Origin of the sequence: Parafrankia sp. EAN1pec (genome assembly GCF_000018005.1) — a bacterium.
Lineage (GTDB): Bacteria > Actinomycetota > Actinomycetes > Frankiales > Frankiaceae > Parafrankia > Parafrankia soli.
Map to the genome: position 1 here is coordinate 6,278,547 of NC_009921.1, position 24,328 is coordinate 6,302,874.

Annotated in this window: 15 protein-coding genes; 2 read left to right on the forward strand and 13 right to left on the reverse strand. The window is 72.9% G+C overall.

All coding sequences use genetic code 11. The annotated features are described in order from the left end of the window. Window positions 1-4: 4 nt before the first annotated feature. From FRANEAN1_RS25715 to FRANEAN1_RS25730, 4 genes are all read right to left on the reverse strand, one after another. Window positions 5-877, reverse strand: a complete 873-nt coding sequence (locus FRANEAN1_RS25715) for an SDR family oxidoreductase (RefSeq protein WP_020462699.1) — start codon at window positions 875-877, stop codon at window positions 5-7. A 60-nt stretch (window positions 878-937) separates the two neighbouring features. Continuing rightward, complete coding sequence (locus FRANEAN1_RS25720) at window positions 938-2,044, reverse strand: NAD-dependent epimerase/dehydratase family protein (protein WP_020462700.1); 1,107 nt, start codon at window positions 2,042-2,044, stop codon at window positions 938-940. Window positions 2,045-2,089: 45 nt separating this feature from the next. Further along, window positions 2,090-2,896, reverse strand: coding sequence for a TetR family transcriptional regulator (locus FRANEAN1_RS25725; protein ID WP_063748355.1), 807 nt, complete (start codon window positions 2,894-2,896; stop codon window positions 2,090-2,092). 111 nt (window positions 2,897-3,007) lie between these two features. Next, on the reverse strand, window positions 3,008-3,409 hold the full coding sequence (locus FRANEAN1_RS25730; RefSeq protein WP_020462702.1) for a hypothetical protein: 402 nt from the start codon (window positions 3,407-3,409) through the stop codon (window positions 3,008-3,010). A gap of 220 nt (window positions 3,410-3,629) precedes the next feature. Between FRANEAN1_RS25730 and FRANEAN1_RS37850 the strand changes: the two genes are divergently transcribed. Continuing rightward, the gene (locus FRANEAN1_RS37850) at window positions 3,630-4,682 is read left to right on the forward strand and encodes a methyltransferase domain-containing protein (RefSeq protein ID WP_347176757.1); all 1,053 of its coding nucleotides are present in this window, start codon (window positions 3,630-3,632) and stop codon (window positions 4,680-4,682) included. 224 nt (window positions 4,683-4,906) lie between these two features. After that, window positions 4,907-7,162, forward strand: coding sequence for an MMPL family transporter (locus FRANEAN1_RS25740; protein ID WP_020462704.1), 2,256 nt, complete (start codon window positions 4,907-4,909; stop codon window positions 7,160-7,162). A 277-nt stretch (window positions 7,163-7,439) separates the two neighbouring features. Here the strand turns inward: FRANEAN1_RS25740 and FRANEAN1_RS41530 are convergent, their stop codons facing one another. From FRANEAN1_RS41530 to FRANEAN1_RS25780, 9 genes are all read right to left on the reverse strand, one after another. Then, window positions 7,440-8,096, reverse strand: a complete 657-nt coding sequence (locus FRANEAN1_RS41530) for a LytR C-terminal domain-containing protein (RefSeq protein ID WP_157472801.1) — start codon at window positions 8,094-8,096, stop codon at window positions 7,440-7,442. Window positions 8,097-8,127: 31 nt separating this feature from the next. Next, window positions 8,128-9,264, reverse strand: coding sequence for a hypothetical protein (locus tag FRANEAN1_RS25745; RefSeq protein WP_020462705.1), 1,137 nt, complete (start codon window positions 9,262-9,264; stop codon window positions 8,128-8,130). 244 nt (window positions 9,265-9,508) lie between these two features. Then, on the reverse strand, window positions 9,509-10,786 hold the full coding sequence (locus FRANEAN1_RS25750; protein WP_157472802.1) for a hypothetical protein: 1,278 nt from the start codon (window positions 10,784-10,786) through the stop codon (window positions 9,509-9,511). Continuing rightward, window positions 10,783-13,527 (reverse strand): hypothetical protein, encoded by a 2,745-nt coding sequence (locus FRANEAN1_RS25755; protein ID WP_020462707.1) that lies wholly within the window; start codon window positions 13,525-13,527, stop codon window positions 10,783-10,785. Before FRANEAN1_RS25755 ends, FRANEAN1_RS25750 begins: the two co-directional genes overlap by 4 nt. Then, complete coding sequence (locus FRANEAN1_RS25760) at window positions 13,527-14,624, reverse strand: hypothetical protein (protein WP_131802228.1); 1,098 nt, start codon at window positions 14,622-14,624, stop codon at window positions 13,527-13,529. The genes FRANEAN1_RS25755 and FRANEAN1_RS25760 overlap by 1 nt, the downstream gene beginning before the upstream one ends. Before the next feature lie 5 nt (window positions 14,625-14,629). Next, window positions 14,630-15,724: a protein kinase gene (locus FRANEAN1_RS25765; RefSeq protein WP_020462709.1), complete on the reverse strand. Its 1,095-nt coding sequence runs from the start codon at window positions 15,722-15,724 to the stop codon at window positions 14,630-14,632. Further along, window positions 15,721-18,390 (reverse strand): hypothetical protein, encoded by a 2,670-nt coding sequence (locus FRANEAN1_RS25770; RefSeq protein WP_020462710.1) that lies wholly within the window; start codon window positions 18,388-18,390, stop codon window positions 15,721-15,723. The genes FRANEAN1_RS25765 and FRANEAN1_RS25770 overlap by 4 nt, the downstream gene beginning before the upstream one ends. Then, window positions 18,387-21,548: a tubulin-like doman-containing protein gene (locus FRANEAN1_RS25775; protein WP_020462711.1), complete on the reverse strand. Its 3,162-nt coding sequence runs from the start codon at window positions 21,546-21,548 to the stop codon at window positions 18,387-18,389. Before FRANEAN1_RS25775 ends, FRANEAN1_RS25770 begins: the two co-directional genes overlap by 4 nt. Before the next feature lie 15 nt (window positions 21,549-21,563). Beyond that, a complete protein-coding gene (locus FRANEAN1_RS25780; RefSeq protein WP_041254810.1) occupies window positions 21,564-23,999 on the reverse strand; it encodes a vWA domain-containing protein in 2,436 nt (811 codons plus the stop codon). Between the last annotated feature and the right edge of the window lie 329 nt (window positions 24,000-24,328).

The following is a 24,328-nucleotide window of genomic DNA, read 5'->3' on the forward strand; positions in this document are numbered from 1 at the left end:
GGCCTCAGGTACCGGCGCCGTCCAGGGGGCGCTTGGTCAGTGGACGGCCGGTCGAGCCCTCGGTGAAGCCCGTGAACCGGCGGGTCACGCCCCGGGGGTCGGAGGTGTCGGTCATCCGCGGGCCCCAGGCGACCATCCCGCCGTCGACCCGGATCGCCTCCCCGGTCAGGAAGGCGCTGTCCGGACCGGCGAGGAAGAGCACGATGCCGGCGATGTCCTCGGGCCGGCCCAGGTCGGGCCAGGGCTGGAAGGTCGCCATCCGGGCCCGGATGGCCGCCTCGTCGCGCCCCATCACCAGCGGCGTGTCGACGAGACCGGGGCAGATCGCGTTGACCCGGATGCGGTGGGCCGCCAGTTCCACGGCCGCGTTGCAGGTGAAGTTGATGACCGCGGCCTTCGCCGCGGAGTACGCGGTCGGGCCGCCACCGCCGCCGACTCCGGCGACCGAGGAGTTGTTGATGATCGACCCGCCGCCGCCCTGGGCGATCATCGCCCGGGCGGCGTGCTTCGTCCCGAGGAACATCCCACGGCTGATCACGCCGAAGGTGCGGTCCCAGTCGGCGACGTCGATGTCGGTGAGCGGGCCGAACGCCCCGCCGACCCCGGCGTTGTTGAACATGACGTCAAGGCGCCCGAACCGCTCGACGGCCGCGGCGACGAGCGCGGCGACCTCCGCCTCGTCGGCCACGTCCGCCCGCTCGAAATGGAGCCGGGCGGGGTCGGCGACCTCGTCGAGCAGCCGCTGGGCGGTCGCGCCGTTCACATCGCCGAAGACCACACGCGCGCCGGCGGCGAGGAAGCGCAGGACGCTCGCGCGGCCGATCCCGCTGGCGCCGCCGGTGACCACGACGACGCGGTCCTCCAATAAGTCGGGCATGACCGGTAACGTACCGCCGGGTCACACCGCCGGTCCCCGTCCCGGGAGACTTCGGGCAGGTCAGCGGCCACGGTGGTCCACCTTCCCGGGCTCGGTCGGGTGCGGCATGCTGTGCACCGGTGGCGCGACGTACTGGTCGACGGCCGAGTGCACCCGGTCGAGGGCGGACCGGTACTCGGCGACCAGGGCGTCCTCGGTCGCGTAGTCGAACCGGTCGGTGAACGACGGGCTGGTGCTGACGTCGAAGCCGGGTCGCTCGGCGTACCACGCCAGGAGCTCCTCGACCGCCTGGACCGTGTCGATCACCGCCTCGCAGCCGAGCTCGCGGCGCGCCTTCTCGGTGCTCAGGACGCAGTGCTCCGTCGTCGTGCCCGCCAGCGGCAGCAGCGTCGTCGTGGCCTCGACGGCGATCTCCCTCGGCAGCGCCACCACCTCGAGATCCGCGCCCATCAGGCGGACGATCAACTCGACCCACTGCCGCAGCGACCAGTCGGTGGGATCACCGGCGTTGTAGATCTGACCGGCGGCGGCCTGCGGGCGGTCGACCGCGGCGAGCACGAACGCCGCCGCGTTGCGCGCCGCGCAGCGGGTGTGGATCTGGGATCCGCCGTCCGGAAGGATGATGTACGGGCGCCCGTCGCGCACGCGCCGCACGATCGACCACTCGGCCGGCCGGGCGTTGTTCGGCCCGTAAAGCATGGGGAAACGGAAGAGCGTGGCGCCCGGATGGTGCGCGAACGCCGCCTCCTCCGCGTCGACGAGCCGCCGGGAGAACCGGACGGCCGGGTCGTCGGACCGCTCCTGGACGACGGGGTGCTCCTCGGTCACCGGGATCGGCAGCCGGTGCCTCCCGTCACCCGGGAAGAACCCCTGGTAGATCGGCACGCCGCCGATGCCGACGAACTGGCCGCACCGCCCGGCGAGCGCCGGCGACAGATGCCGCATCCGCCCGTACATGGCCAGGACGACGTCGAACTCCCGTAAGCCGAGCGCCTCGTCGATCGACTCCCGGAAATGCGGATCGCCGTGGATGTGCTCGACGTCGGCGAGCTCCGGCGGCTCGTGGGCTCCCCGGTGGAAGATCGTGACGTCGTGCCCCCTACCGAGCAGGCCTCGCACGATGTGCGGCCCGGTCGGCCCGGTTCCGCCGACTACCAGCACCTTCATGGCTACGCCCCTCCCACCCGGCCGGGGCGCTCCCGCTGGCCGGGCTCACGAAGAAGGCGGACGTCTGACCGGCCGTGCCGGGCGCCCGCCGCCCAGGTCGCCGCCGAGCCCCGCCAGGCAGAACGCCCAGAGATGATCAGCGATCACCTCTGCGGGCTCGGGAGCAGCCGCGAAGGCGTAGTGATGGTAGACGGACATGACGAGCCGGGCGACCAGTGCCGCGTCGCGCTCGACGTCCTGCGGGGCCAGCAGGCCGGCGTCGCGCGCCGCACGGATCTCGCGTGCCACGAGGTCGGCGAAGGGCTGCGTGGCCTGCGCCATCTCCTCCGGGTACAGCTGGTGCAGGCGCCAGTGCTCCGCGGTGATGAACCGGGGCCCGGTGCTCTCGTCCCCGCTGGCGTCGAGCGAGCCGAGCACGGCCATTATGTGGCGGCGCAGGCGGGCGACCGGGTCCGGCAGGTCGCGGGCGTCCTGCTCGTAGCGCACGGCCTGATCGGTGACCATCTCCTCGATGACCGCCATGAGGAGCTGGTCCTTGCCCTCGAAGTGGCGGTAGAAGGTCTGCATCGCGACACCGGCCTCCTTCACGAGCTCCTGCGTCGTGAAGGATGTGCCCTTCTGTGCGATCAGCCGCTTGGCCGCGGCGACGATGACCTTCATCTGGCGCATGCTGCGCGATCTCGACCGCTGCACGGACGGCGACCGGTCGGCGGCACGCTCAGCCCAGGACACGACCGAAACGTTACCCGGATTCACCTCGACGGCTTGTTCAGCTCCCGCGCCGGCCGACACCGACATGGCCGCGGCGGCTACGTTCCGCAGCTCGGCGGCACCCGACTCGTCGTCTTTCACAGAAACGGCTTCTCGTTCTCTCGTGTCTCGTTCCGACCACCGGGGTCAGGCCGGCGGCGTGCCCGGACGTCCTGGTACGCGGGCGTCCGGGCGCCCTCGGAGTCGGCTGGATCAGCCGTCGTCCTTGGTGAACCCACCGCTGGCCGCCATGGCCTCGAAATGGTCGATCAGCTGCTGGAGCGCGGCGGCGGGATTGAGCTCGAGCACCTCGCTCGGCTCCTCATAGATGAGGACATGACCGGCTGGGAAGAAATACGCCTCGCCGGCCACCGCGACCTCGTCCGGCCAGTCGGTACCCGGATACACGCAGCGAAGCCTGCCGCTGAACATGTAACCGTAGTGGGGGCACTGGCAGACACCGCCAGGCAGACCGATGTAGCCCTTGGTGCAGTCGAGCGGCCCGGTGGCCGTGTACCCGACTTCCATGTCCCCCCACTGGGCGGAGCGGAACCCCGTCAGGGGCCAGCGTCCGCCGCCACCCACGGGTAATTCACTCGGCTTGCTCACCGGCATGCTTCCTCCTCAGCCCTGTCGCCACACAGCCCCGTCACCGCAGCCGTGGCACCCGCCAACTGTAGAACCCCACTCTCGCCCTTGGGAACAGGATCGTGCACTGATCAGCAGAATCCCAACACCCACCGACGCATCCTTCGGGCTCACGACCCCTGTGTGGTCATGGCCTTCGGCCGCTGGCAGCCGCCACCGTGCCTGCCGGCTCGCCCATGATGTGTGGATGCCCGACGACAGTTCCGCGCCACCGCTGCCGGAGGCGATGACCGCCGAACAGGTCCGCCGCTGGGACGAGGTCCTCGACCGGATCCGTGTGCTGCTGCCGGCCGGCGCGGCACGCGTGCTGGTCGAGGGTGCCGACGGCCGGAGGGCCGCCGCGGTCGCCGACCGGCTGGCCGCGGCGGTGCGCGGGGCCGGCCGGCCGTGCGTCCGGCCGGCGGCCCTCAAGACGGCAGCCCCCGAGACGACGACGGCCGCGCGGCCCGGCGAGACGGTGCTGCTCGCGCACAGCTCCGACCGGCCCGCCGACCGCACGTCGACAGCCTGGGACCTGGTCGTCGAGCTGCGCACCCGCGCTGACCGCGACGACGATCCCGATCGGCCCGCGGACGTCGTCGTCGACCTGCACGATCCGGCGTGGCCGGTGATCCGCCGGGTCGCGGAGCGGCTCGCGGCCGACGACGGCTGGCACGTCACCGAGAGCCGGGCGTTCTTCGCCGTACGCGCCGCCACCTGGGACACCCGCTTCGGCGACGACACTCCCGCCTACACCGCGGCGGTGGCCGAGCTGGGCCTGCCGACGGGGGCGACCGTCCTCGACGTCGGCTGCGGCACCGGCCGGGCGCTGCCCGTGCTGCGCGCGGCCGTCGGCCCGGCCGGCACGGTGCTCGGGCTGGATGTCACCCCCGAGATGCTCGCCGTGGCCCGGGAACACGGCCGGGCGGGGCATGCCGATCTCCTCCTCGGCGACGCCCGCCGCCTGCCCGTGCGGACCGGCGCGGTTGACGCGGTGTTCGCCGCCGGGCTGGTCACCCACCTCCCCGACCTGCCGGCCGGGCTTGCCGAGCTGGCCCGGGTCAGCCGCCCCGGCGGCCGGCTGGCGATCTTCCATCCGTCTGGCCGGGCGGCGCTCGCCGCCCGGCACGGGCGCGTGCTGCGCCCCGACGAGCCGCTGGCGGCGGACCGGCTCGGCCCCCTGCTCGCCGGCTCCGGCTGGCGGCTCGACGGCTACGACGACCCGCCGCACCGCTTCCTCGCACTGGCCTCCCGCCGCTGACACCAGCCACGCACCGGCGCTGACACCGGCGGCGCAGGCAGGTGTCACGGGCGCGCGCGGGCGTCGGCTTCGTGACGTAGCGACGCGTGCGTCGCGGATACGACACACCCAGCCACATAGGGATGTCACAGTCGGCCAGTCCGCTGTCGTCGCAGACGTGAAAGCGCGCGGCGCACCGTGGCGCCCGCCAGCCGGCCGCACCGGCCACGCACCAAGGAGGAGAGATGTCCGGGTTCCTGTACCGGGTGGGATGGCTGGCCGCCGGCCGGCCCTGGCGGGTGATCAGCGCGTGGGTCGCCGCGCTCGTGGTGGCGACCGCGCTCGCCATGGCCTGGGGCGGCGAGCCCCACGACGACTACGACGCCCCGGGCACCGCGTCGCAGCGGGGCACCGACCTGCTCCGCGCCGAGTTCCCGGTGCTCGCCGAGGCCCAGGCACGGGTCGTGCTGCACACCGCCGACGGCAGCCGGCTCGCCCCGAAGGTCATCACGGCCGTCTCCGCCCGGCTCGCAGAGGTGCCGGACGTCATCCTCGTCAGCCCGCCGCGGCCCTCCTCGGACGGCGACACGGCGCTCATCAACGTGCAGTACGACCGGCCGGTCACCGACCTGGGCGGCACCGACGCGGTCGACGACCTCGTCGAGGCGACCAGGCCGGCCGCGGACGCGGGCGTCACCGTCGAGTTCGGCGGTCAGGTCGCCGAGAACATCCAGGAGGTCAACGGCCGGGCCGAGGCGGTCGGTGTCGGCTTCGCCCTGGTCATCCTGCTGGTCGCCTTCGGTTCGATCGTCGCGGCCGGGGTGCCGCTGGCGGTGGCGCTCATCGGCCTGGGCATCGGCAGCGCCGGCATCACCCTCATCGCGGCCGGCACCAACGTCAGCACCATCGCGCCGACACTCGCCTCGATGATCGGCATCGGGGTCGGCATCGACTACGCCCTCCTGCTGATCACCCGGCACGTCGAGGGCCTGCGGGCCGGCCTGACCGTCCGGGAGGCCGCCGCCCGCGCCAACGGCACCGCCGGGGTGTCGGTGCTGTTCGCCGGGGTGACCGTCGTGCTCTCCCTGATGGGGCTGCGGCTGGTCGGGCTGAACACCTACGTGACCACCGGCTTCACCACCGCGGCCGTGGTCGTCACCGTGGTCGTCACCGCGCTCACCCTCGTCCCCGCTCTGTGCGGGCTGGCCGGGACGCGACTGCTGGGCCGCCGGGGCCGCGCCGCGCTCACGGCCGGCGTCGGGAAGGCCAGCGTCGCGGCGGCCGGCTCCCCGGCCCGGCAGACGCTCACCGCAGCCTGGGCCGGCCGGATCGGACGCCGGCCCCTCCCGTGGGCACTGGGTGCTCTCCTGCTCCTGCTGCTGCTCGCGGCACCCGTCCTCGGGATGCGCACCTGGCCGCAGGACGCCGGCAGTCAGCCGGAGTCCACCTACCAGCGGCGCGCCTACGACCTGGTCGCCGCCGAGTACGGCCCCGGCGCGAACGGCCCGCTGATGCTCGCGGTGGACCTGCGCAGAGTCCCCGCCGCCGATCTCCCCGCGCTCGTGACCCGTATCAGGGCGACGCCCGACGTCGCGGCTGTCGCCCCGCCGGTGACCTCGCCGAGCGGGAACGCCGCGGTGGTCTTCGTGACGCCCGCCGTCGCACCGAGCGACAAGCGTGCCGCCGACCTGGTCCGCCACCTGCGCGCCGACGTCCTGCCCCCGGGCATCGAGATCACCGGTATGACCGCGGTCTTCACCGACCTGTCCGGTCTGCTGTCCGACCGGCTGTGGTGGGTGGTCGGCTTCGTCGTCGGCGTGTCCCTGCTGCTACTGACGGTCGTGTTCCGCTCACCAGTGGTCGCGCTGAAGGCCGCGGTCATGAACATGCTCTCGATCGCCGCCGCCTACGGCGTGGTGACCGCCGTGTTCCAGTGGGGCTGGGGCGCCGAGCTGCTCGGCCTGCCGCACAGCGTGCCGATGTCGAGCTGGCTGCCCGTGCTGATGTTCACCGTGCTGTTCGGGCTGAGCATGGACTACGAGGTCTTCCTGCTCTCCCGCATCCGGGAGGACTACCTGGCCACCGGCGACCCGCACGGCAGCGTCGTGCGCGGCCTCGCCGCCACCGGCCGGGTCATCAGCTCCGCCGCCCTGATCATGATCGCGGTCTTCGCCGGCTTCGCCCTCGACCCGGACGTCACGGTGAAGATGGTCGGCGTCGGGATGGCCGTCGCCGTGCTGGTCGACGCGACCATCATCCGCATGATCCTGGTGCCCGCCACCATGGGCCTGCTCGGCCGCGCGAACTGGTGGCTCCCGGGCTGGCTCGACCGCATCCTGCCCCACGTGGACGTGCACGGCACCGAGCCCGCCACCGCCACGGTCGCCCCGACCACCGGGCCAGCCACCGGTCCGGCCGCCGACGCGGAATCGACCGACAGCGTGCCGCCGGCCCCGACCGGCGCGGCACGGGACTCCGACCAACCGGCCGTCGTCAGCTGACCTCGCGAACGCACCCGGCCTGGGTGCCGCCGAAGCGAGTTGGCTGAGCCACTCCACACGCCGCTGACGCAACCCACTTCATTCGACCGAACCCGACCGGCTCGCCACGAGCACCGGCGATACCCGTCCAGGGCCTGCCTCCCGACAGCGGTAGGCCATGAGACCCGTGGAGTCTCAAATCAGAGAACCTACCCAGGTCGGGGCTGCGACGCCCAGGTCGACGGAAGCCCGAAATAACGGCCAGCCACTGCGCGACGCGACCGGCAACACTGCCGATCTAGATCTTGAAATTCTTTGTTATGACAAAAACAAGGGTCCCGTTCGGCTTAATTCGATCACCATCATTCAGCTTTATCTTGATATCATCATCGTACCCTTTCATTGCCTCCACCAACTCCTCGGCAAAACCTTCTTGACCATTTTCATACAGCACAGTCGTATGCGAGAAAACTACTTCACCTGAATAGTTTCCCTTTTCCTGGACGATGAAGCCCTTCGCCGACACGAGAGGCTCTATCTGGACCGCAAGCCCCTCGATTCTCGAGTTGTTGATAATAGTCACTGCGGGGCGAAGCGGCGGCGGCGGTGTAGCAGGAGGCGTCGTTGTCGGCGACGGCGCCGGCGATGTGGACGTGGCGGGAGGCGCCGGAGTAGAGGGCTGGGCAGTGACCATCGCCGTGGGACTCGGCGTGGTGGTCGCCGTCCGAGTGGAAGGTGCGGAGGTTCGGGGGGGCGTCGGGATGTCCGTCGCGCTGGGAACGGCGACCGGGCCGCCGCCGGCTGATCCGCCGCCGGGGTCCTGGTGGTCCACCAGTGCGACGATGAGAATCGCGGTGATCAGGGTGACGGCGACGATCGCCGACGACACCGCGACGTCGTGGCTGTCGAGGCCGAATCCACGGCCGTTGCGCCGTCCGAAGGAGAATTTCCGCATGGTTGCCTGCCTTTGCAGGTGGCGGTGCCGGCTACTGGGCCCAGCGCAGCTGCAGCGCGGCGCTGAGATTGTCGATGTCGACCGAGGTGTCGAGCCGTTCGAGGATTTCGACGAAGGCCTCCGCCACCAGGTCGGTGAGCCCGGCCGTGCCCACCTGGGTCCGAACTCGCCAGGCCAGCCCGTCAATGGTCTCCTGGGCGGCGGCCGACCGGTCCGCCCGGGATTCCGCTCCCCCGCCGTCCATTTCCCCGCCAGCCGAGGCCCCGCCGCCGACCGGGCCGGCGGCCGCCATCGCGCGGGTGACCAGCGTGCGCAGCCTGGTGACCGCGGGCTGCACCCGTATGTCGCCCGGCCCGCCGCCGAGCACACCCGTCGACAGCGCGGACAGTGCGTCGACGACGAGATCGGCCGCCCGCGCCCGGTCGCCGTCCCAGACGTCCGCGAGCTCCGCGCGCAGCCGCGCCAGGACCTCGCCGGCCGCCACGGCGATCCGTTCCAGGACTGTCGGGTCGACATCCGGGGCGATGATCGGCGGGCCGACGGCAAACCCCGGGATCGGCATCCTCAGCTGGGAGAACAGCGAACCGCGCAGGCTCGCCAGGCTGGATTCGTCACGCCAGGCTCCGTCGCGGACGGCGTCCAGCAGCGCCCACAGCACCCCGGCGGGCGGGTCGGCCGCCGTCTCGGCCAGCTCCGCGATCCGACCCTGGGCGGCGTAGACCGAGTTGATCAGATGGATCTCGTACTGCTGAAGACTTGCCGGGAGGTCCATCGTCGGCCGGGAGGCTCGGCTGACCAGGCTGTCGAGAGCGCGGCGGAGCTCGGCCCGGTCGGTGGCCACCCCGGCCGGGGTGGTGAGCGCCTCGGTCAGCTCGTCCAGGATCGGGTCGGGCCTGGTCCGGGCGGTGGGCAGGCATTCGAGCAGCGCGGGCACGCACAGCGGCCGCTTGCGCACCGGCCGGTCCACCGTCCCGGCGACGCCGCGCTGGAAGACCGCCCGGCCGGCCAGGTTCGGGAAGATCGCGACCAGGACGGCGTGCAGCGCGAGGCTCTCCTCGGCGGACAGCCACTGGCGGCGCTTCATCGCCGAGACCAGCGCGTCCAGCGTGTGGGTCTCGGCCGGCAGGTCGGGCCGGTCGTCGAAGGCGCAGACCGCGAGCCGGAACACCGCCTCGGCCGCCGACCACGGGTCCGCACCGGCCGGACCGGGCTCGCGTGGGCCGGGGCCCGGGGCGCCTCTGGTGTCGTCCCCACCCAGATCGTCGTCCCGGCCGAGGTCGTCGGGCTGACCGAGATCGTCGGGCGCGCCGAGGTCGTCGGAGCCGGTGGCCTCGAAAGCGGCGCCGCCGAACGCTCTGTCGGCACCGAAGCCGGCGGAGCCCGCGGAATCGACAGGTGAGCTGGACAGCTGACTACCTCCGCCCGCCGACGCCGCTCACCCGTGGGCCCGCCGCCGCGCCGAGCGCGACGCCGACCGAGGCGAGGGCGAGGATCAACGAGGTCACGCCACTCGACAGCAACGGCACGGTGAGGCCGAACCGATGGTTGGTCAGCAGCGCCACGAGGGGCAGGGCCAGCCCGGCGACGAGCATGGCCACCAGTCCGGCCGCCAGCACCTGGACCGAGGAGGGACGGGCCGCCAGCACCAGCCGCACCAGCAGCCAGCCGAAGGCGGCGACGAGGAGGCAGCCCAGGACGGCGAAGAAGTGCCCGTACTGGCCAACGAGCGTCGCGGCCGGGAGCTCCTGGTCGACCCAGCTCCGGTGCTTGCCGAGTGACGCGCTCTCCCAGATCCTGCTGTCCCAGACGGGTTCCGCCCGCTTCTCCAGGTGGCTGTCGCGCCACGCCTTGTCCGCCTTCCCGGCGGCAAGCCAGCACCACACCGTTCCCACGGCCACGGCCACCACCGCGGTGAGCCCCGCCGAGAACCAGAAGCGCCGGGCCGCCAGCATCGCCACGACTCCGGCGGCCAGGATCGCGGCCGAGCCCGGCTCCCAGGTCACGAACAGCAGGCCGATCGGGGTGGTCGCGGCCAGGACCGACCGCCGGAACTGCTCGTCCAACGTGACCTCGCCGTCGTTCCCGGCCGGATCACCGGCCAGCAGCACCACGGCTCCCAGCCCGAGCAGGAGGTAGCGCAGGAGCTCGGCCAGTTGGGCACCGAGCGTCTCATCGACGGGCCCGAACCCGGCGATGAGACCTGCCAGCAGGGCGACCGCGGTAGCCAGGACAGGCGCCGTCCTCGGCGGCGGGACCAGCGCACGGGGGTCGTCACCGTGCAGCCGGGCCCAGCGGCCGGCCACCGCCATCGCCGCCACGGCGAGCCCGCCGAACAGCAGGGACGGGGACTCCCACAGGAACCGGGACTGGTTCAGGAAGCTCACGGTCAGGACGGCGGCCAGTGCCACCCCGGTGCCCAGTGCCCGCTCGTCGGGGTTGAGTTCGTGCACGGTCAGCACCAGCAGCGCGCCGAGCAGCCCGGCGAAGGCGACCGCCGCGAGCCCGCGCCCGAAGCCGGCGTCGAAGTCGTGGTGCTGTGCCTGGACGTCCCACAGGGTGAGCAGCATCGGCACGGCCGCTCCGGCCACGACCCACGGCAGCGGGAACCGGGCGGATTCGGGCTCCGTGTCGGGGGCCGGTTTCCCGGCGTCCCGGGACCGGGTGTCGAGGGCGGGCTTGGTCGCAGTCACCGCCACAGCGCCGCCAGGCCGGTGATCAGGCAAGCCGCCAGAAGGGCGAGGGCGTACCTGTATTCGCGCCAGCCACCGAGCAGGCCGTACCTACCGCCGACGGAGGAGTCAGCCTCGTCGGAACCGGTGGATTCGGCTTCGTCGCCGGAGGTGAGCTCGATCCGCTGGTCCAGCAGGCCCGCGACCTTCAGGGAGTGCCCGGCGGAGTCGGGCCAGGCCTTTGGCAGCGTCTCGGCGAACCAGGCGGACACCGGCGACAGCTCGTCTCCGATCTTCGCGTTCGCCAGCTCGTTTATGAGACCCGCGAAGACCTCGTGCGGCGAGCCGACCGAAGCCTCGGACGCCGACACGCTGGCTGCGGCCGGTTCGTCCGCGTCCCGTGGGTCCGGCCGGACGGCCGGCTCACGCGGCTCGGTCTGAGCGGCCCGCTCCACCACGTGAAGCAGCTGGGCCCGGAGCGTCTCAACGGCCCCGACGAACTCGTCACTCAGCATGTTCTGGGCACCCGGCGCCTCGGTCAGCGCGGCCGTCAGGTCATACACGAGCTGGTCTGCCGACAGCCGCGATTCCCGGCCGAAAAGGTGGTCCGTGCGGCTGACGAGATCCGTCCCGATCCTGTCCTGCAGCAGGCGCACCGCCGCCGTCTGGTCCGGCGCCTGCGCGAGCGCGTCGACCCGGGGACTCTCCAGGGGCAACCCGTCGTTCTCGGAGCCGGCCAACCGCCGGACAACCCGCCGAAGCGGGAGAGCGTTCTCCGCGGGCAGCCAGGCCGCGGTCGCCGGCAGGCTCGCGGTCGTCAGCAGGCCGTCACGCATGGAAAGCCCGGGGACGACCGCGGTGGCCCACCGCACAAGTCCGAGGAGATGGTCGACAAATGCCTGGTGAACGCGCTCCTGTTCGCTGACGGCAGGCGGGCCGGGGTCGGCGTGGCTGATGGGGGTGTCCTCAGCCTGCTCCGTCAGCGCTCGGGCAACCGCCAGGTCCGGCCGCCACGGACGCGCGCGGTCGGCGTGGCGAGGTGCCAGCTCGGACGACGGCTCTTTCGGCCGCCTGTCCTCGCCGGCATGCTCGGGCGCCGTCGGGACATGTACCAGCAGAAGAAGCGCGTCGCGCGTCTCCGCGAGCAGCAGGGCGTTCCCCGATTCGAGTTCCAGCACCCCGGCCAGGCAGTCGACGACGTCCACGGAGGCGGGGATCGTGGTGGCGTCCGGGCTGGCCAGGCGGGCCAGCGCGTCGACGGCCGACGGTCGAATGCGTCGCAGGCCGGGGTCCGTCATCTCCTCGTAGGGTTCCCTGGCGGCACGTGGAGCCAGCCCGGGCATCACCCACATCAGGAACTTCCGAACATGGTTGCGCTCCACCGGCGTCAGCCACTGGCGGCTGCGCAACGCCCGGACGAACGCGTCGACCGTGTGCGTCGTCTCCCCGACCAGGCCGTTGTGCAGGTTGGCGATCGCCCGGCGCAGCGTGTCCTCGGCGTGCCGCGTCTGCTCGGCGGCGGTGGTCCCGGCCACCGGCACGGCTGTCGGCGCGGCCGCCGACACGGAGAAGGCCTCAGGTACCCGTGGCCCGTCGCCCGGTCGGGGCTGGCCCCATGCGTCCTCCGGACGCCCGTCGCCAGCCTGGGCCTCCGCGTGCCTCCATCGCTGCCCGTGTGGCTCTCCGAGGGGCGCGACCTGACGGGAACCAGCCGGGATCGTCGGCTCGGTCGGCAGGATGACCGGCTGGCTCCGCGGCGGGCCGCCCTTCCGGATCGCCCAGTCCTCCACCGCCCCGGCCCAGTTCTCCGGCTGCCGCAGCAGGCTGTCGTTCAGCCGAGGAAAATGCGCCAGCTCACGCTGCAGGTATGCCCAGACCACAACTCTGGCGATGTACTCGAACGGACCGTCCCCGGCGGCACCGTCGCGCACGTACGGCTGATGGTCCTCACGCAGTCCGGGAGCAAGGAAGACATACGCGACCGGCCGGGTGAGGCCACGCTCCGGCTGCACGAAGTCCGGCATGAACAGAACCTGTGGATCGCGCTGATGGGCACCGACGCGCGGGTAGGTGGCCTCGAACGTCGAGTACGTCAGCCGGTCGCGGCCGTCGCCGATGTGCCGCAGCAGCTCCGTGAGGACCAGGACGAGCGCCGCCGCCGCGGGCTCGTCCGCGCCGACCGGCACGAGCTGCCGTCGCCCACCGAAGACGGGTGCGCCGCCCACAGACTCGGCTCGCAGCTTCAGTACTGCCGCGAGCAGGGCCGCCAGCGGGTTCACCAGGACGATGTTCCCGCGCCCGGACACCGGTGAGGTCAGCTCCAGAGCGTCCGCCAGGACCGCCTCCTGCAGCCGGACGACGTTCGCACCGGTGTAGGCCGTGAGGTCCGGCCGCGCGATCAACGCCACCCCGCTCTGGTCAGGGTCGGTCAGCTGCCGGCCGACGGGCCAGTGCGCCAGCCGCGCCGCCCCCCATCCGGTGAGGTCCTCGGCGGAGCCGACCAGAACGCTCACCCGCATGTCCCGCCGGGAGTCCGAGCCGGTCTGCTGGCGCAGGACCACGGCGCCCTGCTGGTCGTCGCGCAGGTAGACCCGTGAGGTGGACGGCTGCCGGACGTGGTTGGCGCGGTTGATGTTCTGCCAGCCGCCCAGCCACTGCGACCACCAGCCGCGATCCGGCGGGTTCTCGATCGAGCTGGCGACGAGGACGAAACCGTCGCGCTCGTTCGCGAACGCGTACTCGTTCTGGTCGATGCGGCCCATCAGGTCCCGACCTCCTTGGCGGCGTCCTCCCCGAGCAGGCCGGACATCGCGAAGATGGCCGCGAGCGGGTCGAGTACCCGCCTGGGCCGGACACCGCGCGGGAAGACCTTGTCGAACGTGTCGCCGCGGTCGTCCGTGACCGCCTTCGAGCCGGTCGCGGACACGAAGTGCAGCGTGGCCCGGCGGAACGTCTCGAACGGGCGCAGCCAGGCTCGGGCTCCCCGGGCGTACAGGAACGCGTACGCGTCGCGGCTCTCGTCCCGGATCTCGGTGGGTTCGGCCCGGCCGTCGAGGTAGGCCGACAGACTGGGCCGGCGGTACCAGCGGGCCGCCGGCTGCTCGAAGCGGTAGAGGTCGGACTTGCTGACGGCCAGCGCCACCGGCAGCCGGTCGGTCAGGCCGGGCTGGGCCCGCAGCCGGGCCATCACCGTCTCGAACGTGGCGTCACCGTCGGACGGGGCGTTCTGGCGCAGCGCGTACTCCGGGTCGACCACGAAGATCAGCGCGTCGAGCGCTAGGACGAACCGCATCGACCGGGTCCGCGCCACCAGGTCGTCGCCGGCGACGTCGAAGAACGCCACCGCGCGCTGCCGGCGGCCATCACTCACCACGAGCGCGTCGGTGAAGGTGACCATGGCGTCCGACTGCACCCTGGCGGTGTGCTCGATCGCCCGCCCCTCGTCGACCAGGGACGCGACGTACTGCCGCCAGTACGCCCGGTGCGCCTCCTCGTCGACGGGCACCGCGGTGAAGCCCAGAGGACCGAGGCCGCCCCGCTCGATCTCGCTGACGATCGCGGCCAGCAGGTGCGACTTGCCCGACTCCGTGCGCCCGATGAAACCGATCACCAGCGGCGGCCCGTAGCTGGCGTAGGAGATCGGCAGGTAATGCCGCTCGGCCATGTCCGCGGACGGGTTCGGGCAGCGCCGGTAGGCGCCGATCATCTCGTCGTTCCGCTTGACCGGGTCGCCCACGCCGGAGAGGTCCAGCGGGACGTAGGCGCCGTCCCGGAAGGTGAACAGGTCCGTCTCGTCCCAGTCGAAGACGTCCAGGCAGATCGGGCAGCGCACCTCGGTCGGTCCCAGTGGGATGGTCACCGCGCTCATCGCCTTCCGCGGTCCGCGCCGCCGTTCGTAGGACGCGGCGTCGGCTCGTCGTCGCCGGTCCCCCGCCGCCGCACGATCGCGTCGAAGCTGCGCAGTCCCTCGACGAACCGGGCGTCGCCGCCCGACCTGGCGCGCCGGGTGCCGGCCGCCCGGTCGACGTCCCGACCGAGGGCGGCCAGTACCTCGGCGGCCGGTGGGCGCAGGTCCGGATCGTGGTCGACCATCCGGCCGAGCGGGCCGTCCGATCCCAGCAGCCGCTCAGCCCCACCGCGGCGCGTCGAGGCCCGGCCGGACCGGTCGGCGATCACCTCGTTGAGGACGCGGCCGACGCTGTAGACGTCTTCCTTCGTCGTGGCCGGCCCGTCGCCGTACACCGCCTCGGGTGCCGCCCACCGCGGGTCGGGCGCCGGGCCGCAGCGCTCACCGACGAGCACCGCGTGCCGGAAGTCGGTGATCTGGACGTGCCGGTCGTCGAACTGGACCGTCCGGGTGGTCAGCCAGCGGTGCACGACGCCGGCGGACTCCAGCAGGTCCAGCGCGCGCAGCAGGCTGGTCGGGAACTGCTCGACCTGGTCGAGCAGCAGCCGGCCGGCGAACCGCTCGACCGGCCGGCCGCGCTCGGCCAGCAGCACGAACGGCTCGCGGTCGGCGTCGTCGGGGTAGTAGCCGACCAGGTGGGACAGCTCCCGCGGGTAGTTCTCCTCGCCGAACGCGTCGACGAGGTGCAGGCCCATCTGGATCTCGTTGTCGACGGCGTCGATCCCGTCCGGCGCCCGCGAGGTCGCGGCGGAGTTCGCGGGTGCACGCCGCCCGGCGGCGTGCACCCGCTTCTGGACGTACTCGACCAGCCGGTCGGCATCGACGACCAGCCTGGTCCGGTAGAACGGGTCGGCCGCCGGGTCGTCCTCGGTGACCCGGGCCCGCATCGTCCGGCGGCGTCCATAGACGTCACGATACGCGATGGTCTCCTCGCGCAAGGTGTCGATCGGCTCGCCGCGGCTGGTCCGGTGCAGGTCGGTGTCGCCGCGGCCGGGGCGGGGGCTGGCATCCCACCAGTCGCCGCCGAGTCCTGATCCGCCCGGCGGGCTCATCGCCCCCCCTTGAGCACGGTCTCCACCGTGCCGGGGCGCATCCGCACCAGCCGCAGCACTCCGGCGACCTGGCCCCACTCCGGCCATTCCAGCTCGCCGAGCACCGCTGAGGGCAACGGGTCGAACCCCCACCCGCCGCCGGCGCCGGTACCGGGCCCGCGCGCCACCAGCGAGGGCTGCGCGGCCCGCGGCGCGAACCGCACGACGGCCGCCGAGCGGGCGTCGACGTCGAGCAGCTGCAGGTGCTCGGGCGCGCACAGCTGCATCAGCCCGCTGTCGGCGACGTCGGCGCGCAGCAGCACGCCGAGCCGGTCCGACTGCTGCCAGGCGGCGTCGACGAGCTCGCGCCGGTCCGTGTCGTCCGCGCGGAACGGCGGGGTCGCGTGGACGCCCATCCGTTCGAGGTGCCGGTTGTAGCGGTCGAGGCCGTGCCGGGTCTCGGAGACGACCCGCTCGCCCAGCGCGTCGAGCGCCTCCCGCTCGATGTCGGGCCAGCACCGGTCGATCACGCTCGCGATCAGGTCGACGACGTCGGCCTCGACCACGTCGCTGATCGCGGCGCCCATGGAACGCAGGCGCAGCGAGACGTCGGTGTCGACCCCGGCCTCGCGGCTGCGGGGCGGGCGCGCCGGGAAGCCGCGCAACCGGTCCGAGTAACCGGTCAGCGCCGAGGTGACGTCCTCGAAGGCCAGCGACATCGCCCGGACCAGGTCGGCGCCGGCCCGCCGGGGGCCGGTCAACGACCAGTCGTACCGGGCGACGTCCTCCATGAGCGCGATGGTCCCCTCGGACATCGCCCGCGCGAGGGTGACGTACTCGCCGGGATGCCACCGGCGCACGGCCCGGGACCACACCAGGTACGGCCACCACATCAGGCCCACAAACGCCAGCGCGCCGGCCACGATCCGCACCGGCAGGCTCAGTACCGGGTCGAGGCTGTCGGCGGTGCCCAGCACCTGCCCGACACAGCCGGCGCCGAGGGCGATGATGACCAGAGCGGCCAGGTCGACCGGGCTCCGGTCGCTCTGGGTGGCCTCCTTACCGAGCAGGAACCACCAGCCCACCAGGCCGGCGACGGCCAGCAGGCCCAGGGCGGCGGCGGCCTGCGCCAGGGTGGCCGGCTCCTGCGCGCCCACGGCCAGCAGGGCGGTCGCCCCGGATCCGATGAACAGCGCGAGCACCGCCAGGAAGATCCAGTCGGACATCCTGTGGTTGGCCAGCGGTGTCATCCGGCGGGCCACCACGAGCGGCCAGCCGCGCACGGCGACGAACAGGGCCGCGCCGGCCCCGGCGAGGGCACTGGAGCGGGCCGAGTCGGGCGCGGCGGCGGCGAGCAGCCCGCAGACCAGCACCGGCAGGATGGCCAGTACCGACAGCAGGTTGACGTCCAGCCGGCGCGGCATATCCCGCAGGTACTGGAGCCGATCGGTGTCGCACGCCCGGCCCAGGTCGTCCAGGCGGGCGGCGCTGCCGACCGGGACGAGCATCCCGTGCATCCAGCTCAGCCAGCCGGTGATCTCGGTGACCGGACGGCGGCTGTCGAGCGCACCCGTGACGAGGTGGCGCAGCGAGGCGAGCAGGTCCACCCGCTGGGTGCCCTCGGGCGGGGCGAGGGCGAAGCCCCGCCGGCCCAGCTCGAGCAGGTCGGTCGTGCCCAGCGGATGAACACTGTCGTACTCGGTGAACATCCGCGACAGATCGTCGCGCAGCCTGCCGAGGTCGTGGCCCACCTGCATGACACGGGCCGTCAGCAGCCCTGCGGGGCTGAGGGCGGCCCTGCCGCCCGCCCGCAGGTTCTGCAGCACCGGCCCGGGGCCGGTGATGACGGCATGCGCGTTCACGGCCTCCTTGAGCTGGCCCCGGAAGCCCCGCGCGACGTGGTCCATCCCGCCGTCACGGGCCAGGATCGGGTTGCCCGCCTCCTTGGCCCGCGGGTAGCGCAGCAGCAGCCGGAACGGGTCGGTGACCAGGCCGCCGTCGGGCTGCTCCTCGTCGCCGTGCCGGCGCGGGGCGAGGATCCGGTCGATCGCGCGGACCCGGGCGTCGGCGAGCACGTCGTCGTCGACCTGCCCGATCATCGCCCGCAGGCCCGGCGAGGCCACCCCCTCCGGCATTGACCGGACGACCTCGTAGACCCGGTCGAAGACCTTCGGCGTGAGCAGCGCGTCGAACAGCGCGTCCAGCACCGGCCCCTGGGCCGGGGAGCTACCCGTGGCGATCGCCTGGGCCCGGTGCTGGCCCATACCCCAACCGATGCCGCGCGCGTCGCCGACCCAGAGCATCACGTGCGACGCCAGCTCGAACGGCTTGTGCAGGGCGACCCGGTTCGGGTCGACGGCGCTGTCGGCCACCAGGCGGCCCAGCCCGCGGCCCACGTCGTCCAGCGGCGGCCCGACGGCGAGGCAGATCACCTGCTGCACCCCGGGCGCCTTGACGATCAGGCCGAGCGCGTCCGCGTGCGCCTCCAGGTCGCGGGTGTCGTCGATGACCAGGACCCGGGTCAGGTCGCTCTCCATGAAGCCGAGCGAGGTGGCGAACGCCCGCTGCACCTCGGTGAAGGACCCGAAGGAGAGCAGGTCCTCGTACCGTTCCCGGAGGTCGATGTCGATGACCTTCGCCTCGGCGGTGGCGGTGGCGGAGGTCCGGCCGGTGGTGTCCGTGCTCACCTGCCGAGGTCCTTCCCGCGTGTGCCGACCATCTCGTAGAGCTGGCGCAGGTTCGCCCGCACCGGGGTGGAGACGTTGGAGAACCCCATGTCCAGCGCGGCCGGCACGGTGTGCGCCCAGAAGGCGTGTTGCTGCTCGGCCCAGCCCCGGCTGCCCGGCGGCAGCTTCATGAGCATCTCGGCGAGCAGGTCGGCCTGCTTGTCCGCGTTGTCGACGAACGCCCGGAACACCGGGTGCGGGTTGGCGGCCCGGCCGGTCACCCCGATCGGCACCACCCGCATCAGCTGTTCGGAGAAGTCCCGGCGCACCCGCTCGTCGTCCGCGAGCGACCAGTCCTCGTAGGCGCGGAGCATGCTGCCCCACGACGAGGCCGGCTCGAACGGGGAGAGCGCCAGGGTCATGCTCACGCCGTCGCTGTCGGTGTCGGCGTTGGGGTCACCGAGCGAGACCCGGATCGAGTACGGGGACTCCGTCCCGCCGGCCAGCGCCTGGACCTGCCCGTTCCACATCGCGCAGAGCAGCCGGTGCAGGATGCGGACCCGGTCCTCCTCGGTGGTGGCCAGCCAGCCGTAGTCGAAGCCGAGCCGCTGGCGCCACTTGAGGAAGTCCTGCGACTGCTCGTTGCGCAGCGCGTCGGCCCAGTGGTGCAGGATCTCCCGCAGCTCGGGCACCTCGGTGATGCTCATCGAGGTGCGCAGCAGGACGACCGCGACCGAGTCCGCGTTGATCGGGCGGAACTCCATCGAGATGCCGCTCTCGTTCGGCAGCCGGATCGCGCGGGCGAGGTAGCCCTCGATCTGGGTGTCCCGGGCCCCGGCCGGGTAGGAGACGAGGATCTTCAGATTGCCGGAGCCCTGGGGCGAGAAGCTGGCCGGCACCAGACCGTGGATCTTCGTCTGGAACTGGCGGATGTCGTCCTCCCCGACCGCGGCGGGGCCGTCCCGGCGCACCGTCGCGGCGAGCAGGCTCGCCATCGTCGGCAGCAGCGGCTCGCCGTCGAGCCCGTCGGACTCCTGGAACAGCCGCTTCACCGCCTCCTGCAGCCGCTCCCGGGCGACGGCGACGGCGGCCTCCCCGCCCCTGGTGACGGTCGCCTCCCACACCCGGCGCCAGCCGTCCGGGCCGAGCAGGCGGTGCATCACGTCGCCCTCGGAGGCGGCTCCCCGCAGGCCCAGCGCGGACGTGAGCCGTTGCAGGGCCCTCTGGTAGAAGTCGTCCATGTCGCCGTGCGGGGGCAGCAGGTAGGTCACCCCGACCCGCGGCCGGAACAGGTCCGCCGTGCGCCGGGCGAACTCGCCGGGCTCGGAGCGGCTGTGTTCGTCGAAGGCCTCGGCGGCGAGCCTCAGCTGCGCGCGGAACCGCCGCAGGGCCTTCTCCCAGCGCACCTGCTGCTCGTCCCAGGCGGCGTTCCAGACGCACCGGGTACGCCAGCTGTACCAGGTGTCCTGGCGGTGGATGGTCTCCACCACCTCCCGGTCGCCCCAGCGCACCTTGGCGCCGAGGCGCCGGTCGCGGATCGCCAGCGGCGCCGGTGGGTTCACCGAGATCCCGGCGGGCGCGGGCGGCTCGGTGCGGCGGTTGGCCAGGAAGCCGACCACCCCGCCCCGGCTCACCGGGTCACTCTCCCCCGCGCGGCCCTCGACGATCCGGCGGGCGTGCAGCAGGTCGACCTCGCCGAGCAGGTCGTCGAGGCCGGCCGCCGGGTCGAAGGCGCCGGCGATCGCCGGCACCTGCTGGCGGACCATCGTGCCCAGGCCCGCCAGGTTGCCCTCCATGGCCTGCAGCCGGGCCCGCAGCGCGGAGAGGATCTCCGCCGCGCCGCGGGCCGGTGCCGGCTCGGTGAACTGGAAGGGCTGCCGGGTGACCATCGGGCCGATGTTCGCGGCGGAGGCGAACCGCCTGATCATGCCGGCGTCGTCGGCGGCCGTGCCCGGGGCGGGCGCGGCGAGGTCGTACGCCCCGCGGGCCAGCAGCCGGGAGGCGACCAGGTCGGCCAGCTCCTCGACCGGGATCGTCATGGACGCGACCAGGCTCGTCGACACGCCCCGCCGGCCGATGCCGGAGGACGCCGGCACCTCCCGCTCGACGCCGCGGTTGATGAAGTCGTCGGCGAACGACTGGTAGATCCGGTCGGCAATGGCGTCGCCGTCGTCGTGTTCCTGCCCGGTGCCGACCAGGGAGAGGATCAGCGACACGACCGAGCGGTGCAGGTCGTCGCGTTCCACGCCGTCGGCCCGGTTGAACAGGAATCCGGTCTGGATGGTCGAGGGCAACAGGTTGATCTGGCCCTCGCCGTCCGGGTACTGGACGCCGAGCGTGCCGGAGGTGCCGCGCGCGGTCAGCTCCGTCCCCGCGTCGTGGCCGTTCTGGTCGTCGATGAGGCGGAACAGGTCGAGCAGCGCGCGGCCGGCGTTCAGCCGGGCCCGCCGGCCGCCGCCGACCCCCTCGTCGAACGCCGAGGGCATCAGCACCAGCGGGTAGATCTGCGCCCGGACCTTCGAGCGCTGCAACGCGTCGCCGATCAGGTGCAGGTAGTCGTAGAAGATGCCGGCGCCGGTGCCGCCGGCGACGGAGAAGGCGACGAAGACGTCACAGGTCTGCCCGAGCCGGCCGCCGAGCGCCGCCAGCTCCTGGCCGGAGGTCGCGATCTTGCCGACTGCGTCGGACAGTGGACGGCGGGCCGGCGCCACCCCGGACCGGAACGTCTCGAACAGTGCCGCCCGCCCGACGGTGGGCAGCTGGCCCGCCCCCCGCATCAGCGGCGCCACCCGGGGCTCGCCCTCGGCCGGCGGCAGCCAGCCCCGGACCAGCTCCCGCGCGTTCACCCGCAGGCTGCGGGCGACGTCCGGGTAGGTGTCGACGGTCGGGATGAGGCCGTGCGTGACGTGCTGGGTGGGCGCCGCCGCGTTCGCGTGCTCCTCCGAGGGGACGACCCGGGTGCGCAGCCTGGTGAGCTCGGACTCGTTGAGGTCGGCGTAGACGAACTGCACGCAGGACGGCAGCTGGTAGGGCAGATAGTTCTTGCCGGGCACCCGCAGGTTCAGCGCCCGGCCGTCCGGGCCGCACAGCTCGTGCCGCAGCCGGCGCTCGAGCTCGGCGCCGACCAGGCAGCCTGTTCCGCCCAGTCCGACGAACAGCATGGGCTGGTAAATGTTCATGGCTCGCTATCCGGATCAGTCGAACAGGTCGTCGTTACGGGGCGAGCGGCCGCCGCCGGGCGGCGGCTCCGGGCTCGCGGGCGGGTTGAAGCCGCTCGGTGCGGGGCGCTGCGACGGGCCGCCGGGGATCCAGGTCGTCACCTCGGACTGGTCGGCCCCCGACACCGGGTCATATGAGCCGGCGGGCGCGGAGGCGCGGCCCGCGCCGTGGCCGGCCCACGAGTCAGCGCTCCCGCGGTGATCACCGGCCCGCTCGTACAGGTCGTCGCTGCCCGGGACGGTCGAGAAGGGCTGGTTGTCCCGCACGGCGGCGGTCATGGTCAGCGCGAGGCCGGCCTCGATCTCCACCGGCATCCCCGCCGAGATGTCGCGCGTCGTCCCGTCCGGGGTCCTCAGCTGCAGGACCCGGTGCCGGTTGCGGGTCACGGCGTACCCACCGCCGCCTCCGTACGAATGGTCGAGATGCGGGGCGACGCCGGTCGCGTCGAGCACCACGAAGGGGAATCGGCTGCCGGTGTCCGACCGGGCCTGCAGGTGCCCCATCGGCTGACCGCCGCGGCTCAGGTACACGGTGACGTCACTGACGTCGCGGACCCTGCGGTCGGTCTGGCGCAGCCAGGCGGCGAGCAGCAGCAGCGCGAGCACCACCGCCAGGGCCAGCACCCACAGCCACCAGAACCGCTCCAGCAACGACGCGGGACGGCCGACGTCCGCGTTGAGGCGGGACCACGCGAGCACGGTGGACGGGTTGGCGGCGTCGACCAGGATCACCGTCCCGCTGGTGGCGCCCAGCGCGGTGTCCTCGCCGAAGGTGACGGTGAGCCGGTGCTCGCCGCGGCCGCGCTGCTGGCTGGCGATCGTCGCCGGGTCGATCGTCGCGCGCGCCCCGTTGCTGAGGTTGCGCAGCTGGAGCGAGAGGGTGCGGGCCTGCCCGTCGGTGTTGTCCACCACGACCGAGCCGGTCAGGCTGCCGCCGGGCGCCACGTGGCCGCGGCCGAGCTGCAGCGACGCGGTGATCGGGCTGGCCTGGGCCGCCACCACCGTCGTGTAGACGGTGGACGCGCCGACGACACCCGGCCCGTCGATCGTGCCGACGAAGGTCAGCGCGCCCTTGGCGTCCGGCGGGACGGTGATGTGCCCGCTGTACTCGGCGTCGCCAGCCACGGCGTCGCCCTCGCGGCCGTCGTTGGTCAGCCGCACGGTCTGCTGTTCGATGCTGTCGCCGGACATCCGCACGCCGAACTGGATGCCGTCCAGGGTGCCGGGGTCGTCGATCGCGCCGTCGCGGGTCTGCAACTGGACGCTGACGACGGCCTGCTGCCCGGGCTGCGGCACCGGCGGGTTGAGGCCGACCACCGCTTGGAGCACGCCCTGCCACATCGCGGCGGCGCCGACGATCTGGCCGGGCGGCACGTCGGCCGGGGCCGTGAGCCGGATCTTCCAGGTGCCCGGCCTGGGGTTCTGCACCCGCAGCGACTCGACCGTGCCGTTGGCGGTGCTCCGGGTGAAGATCGAGCCGTCGAACTCCCTGGTGTCGCCGACCTCCTTCCCGTTGGGGTCGACGTAGCTGACCTCCACCCGCGGGTCGCCCTTGATGACGGCGATGACCCCGTCGGTGCTGATCTCCGGGATGGAGACGGTCAGCTCGACCGGCGACCCTGGCGAGAGCTTGCCGGTGTCGAACTCGGTGGTCTGGGCGCAGCTGGCGCTGCCGATCGCCTCGAACAGCGAGCGCGCCACGACGTCCGGCGAGGTCACCACCCGCGCCTTCGGCTGGTTGTCTGGCAGGTTGTTGCAGGTCTGCTGGGCACCGCCGGCGGCGAACCGGTCAAGCGCGGCCTGGTCGGCGTCACCGAAGCCGAGCGGCCAGATCTGGACGCCGTTGCTCCGGGCGGCCGCAACCTGGCTGTCGACCCGGCGCTGCGCCTCGGTGTTGCGTGCCCCCGGCTGGCCGTACTGCGGACTGTTCGCCACGTCGAGCCGGCCGTCGGTGAGCAGGAAGATGAAGGAGGGCCGGCCCTCCTGCGCCCGCCCGAGGATGCTCAGCGCCTGGGTCATGGCCGCGGCGTGGTCGGTGTCGGCGCCCTCGGACGGCACACGGCGGTGCAGGCGGTCGATGCAGTCGACGAAGAACTGCTGTTTCGCAGGCTCCGCCTTCGTCAGCGGGCAGTAAACCTCGACCGCATGCTGCCCGGCTTCGCCGTTCGAGCTGCCGAAACCCACCACCGCAATTTCCGAATCGGGGGTCAGCGAACTGAACGCGAGCAGCTGGGCGGCTTCTTTCTCACGCCGCACCGCATCGTCGTCCAGGCTGCCGGACTCGTCTACGAGGATCACGGCACGCATGGCAGCCGGACCGACGGACGCGGCCGAACCGGCGCCGGCCGGCGGCCGCCCCGCCGCGGCGGCCGCGGGACCTGCGATACCGGTCGCCAGTAAGCCGGCCACCACCAGGAGACCGGCGAATACCGCCGCTACGCGCGACCGGCGAGACAAGGCAAAACGTGGCCGTGGACGGCCCCCGAACGATCCCGAACCCATGCTGACACGACTCCCCCCAAGCCACGTTCAGGCTGACATCCGGCCGGCGACGGCAGCAACACCTCAGGCCGCCGCGGACCGCACGCCTTTCGCGGCACAATACCCATGCTGATCGTTGTTTTCGAGGCGCGGGAAGCCGTTGGTGCGTGCGGTGTGAAACGCCACCCGGCGCCATCCGTCACGACGGCCGCGCCCACCGCGCGGCAGCCACGACCCGCGGCCGATGGCCGCCCGTCGTC

What these genes read in the sequence shown, in the direction of transcription:
- FRANEAN1_RS25730 (WP_020462702.1), bottom strand. Translation starts at nt 3,409, where the DNA reads ATGCCGGTGAGCAAGCCGAGTGAATTACCCGTGGGTGGCGGCGGACGC.
- FRANEAN1_RS25720 (WP_020462700.1), bottom strand. Translation starts at nt 2,044, where the DNA reads ATGAAGGTGCTGGTAGTCGGCGGAACCGGGCCGACCGGGCCGCACATC.
- FRANEAN1_RS25715 (WP_020462699.1), bottom strand. Translation starts at nt 877, where the DNA reads ATGCCCGACTTATTGGAGGACCGCGTCGTCGTGGTCACCGGCGGCGCC.
- FRANEAN1_RS25755 (WP_020462707.1), bottom strand. Translation starts at nt 13,527, where the DNA reads ATGGGCCGCATCGACCAGAACGAGTACGCGTTCGCGAACGAGCGCGAC.
- FRANEAN1_RS25775 (WP_020462711.1), bottom strand. Translation starts at nt 21,548, where the DNA reads ATGAACATTTACCAGCCCATGCTGTTCGTCGGACTGGGCGGAACAGGC.
- FRANEAN1_RS25765 (WP_020462709.1), bottom strand. Translation starts at nt 15,724, where the DNA reads ATGAGCCCGCCGGGCGGATCAGGACTCGGCGGCGACTGGTGGGATGCC.
- FRANEAN1_RS25740 (WP_020462704.1), top strand. Translation starts at nt 4,907, where the DNA reads ATGTCCGGGTTCCTGTACCGGGTGGGATGGCTGGCCGCCGGCCGGCCC.
- FRANEAN1_RS41530 (WP_157472801.1), bottom strand. Translation starts at nt 8,096, where the DNA reads ATGCGGAAATTCTCCTTCGGACGGCGCAACGGCCGTGGATTCGGCCTC.
- FRANEAN1_RS37850 (WP_347176757.1), top strand. Translation starts at nt 3,630, where the DNA reads ATGCCCGACGACAGTTCCGCGCCACCGCTGCCGGAGGCGATGACCGCC.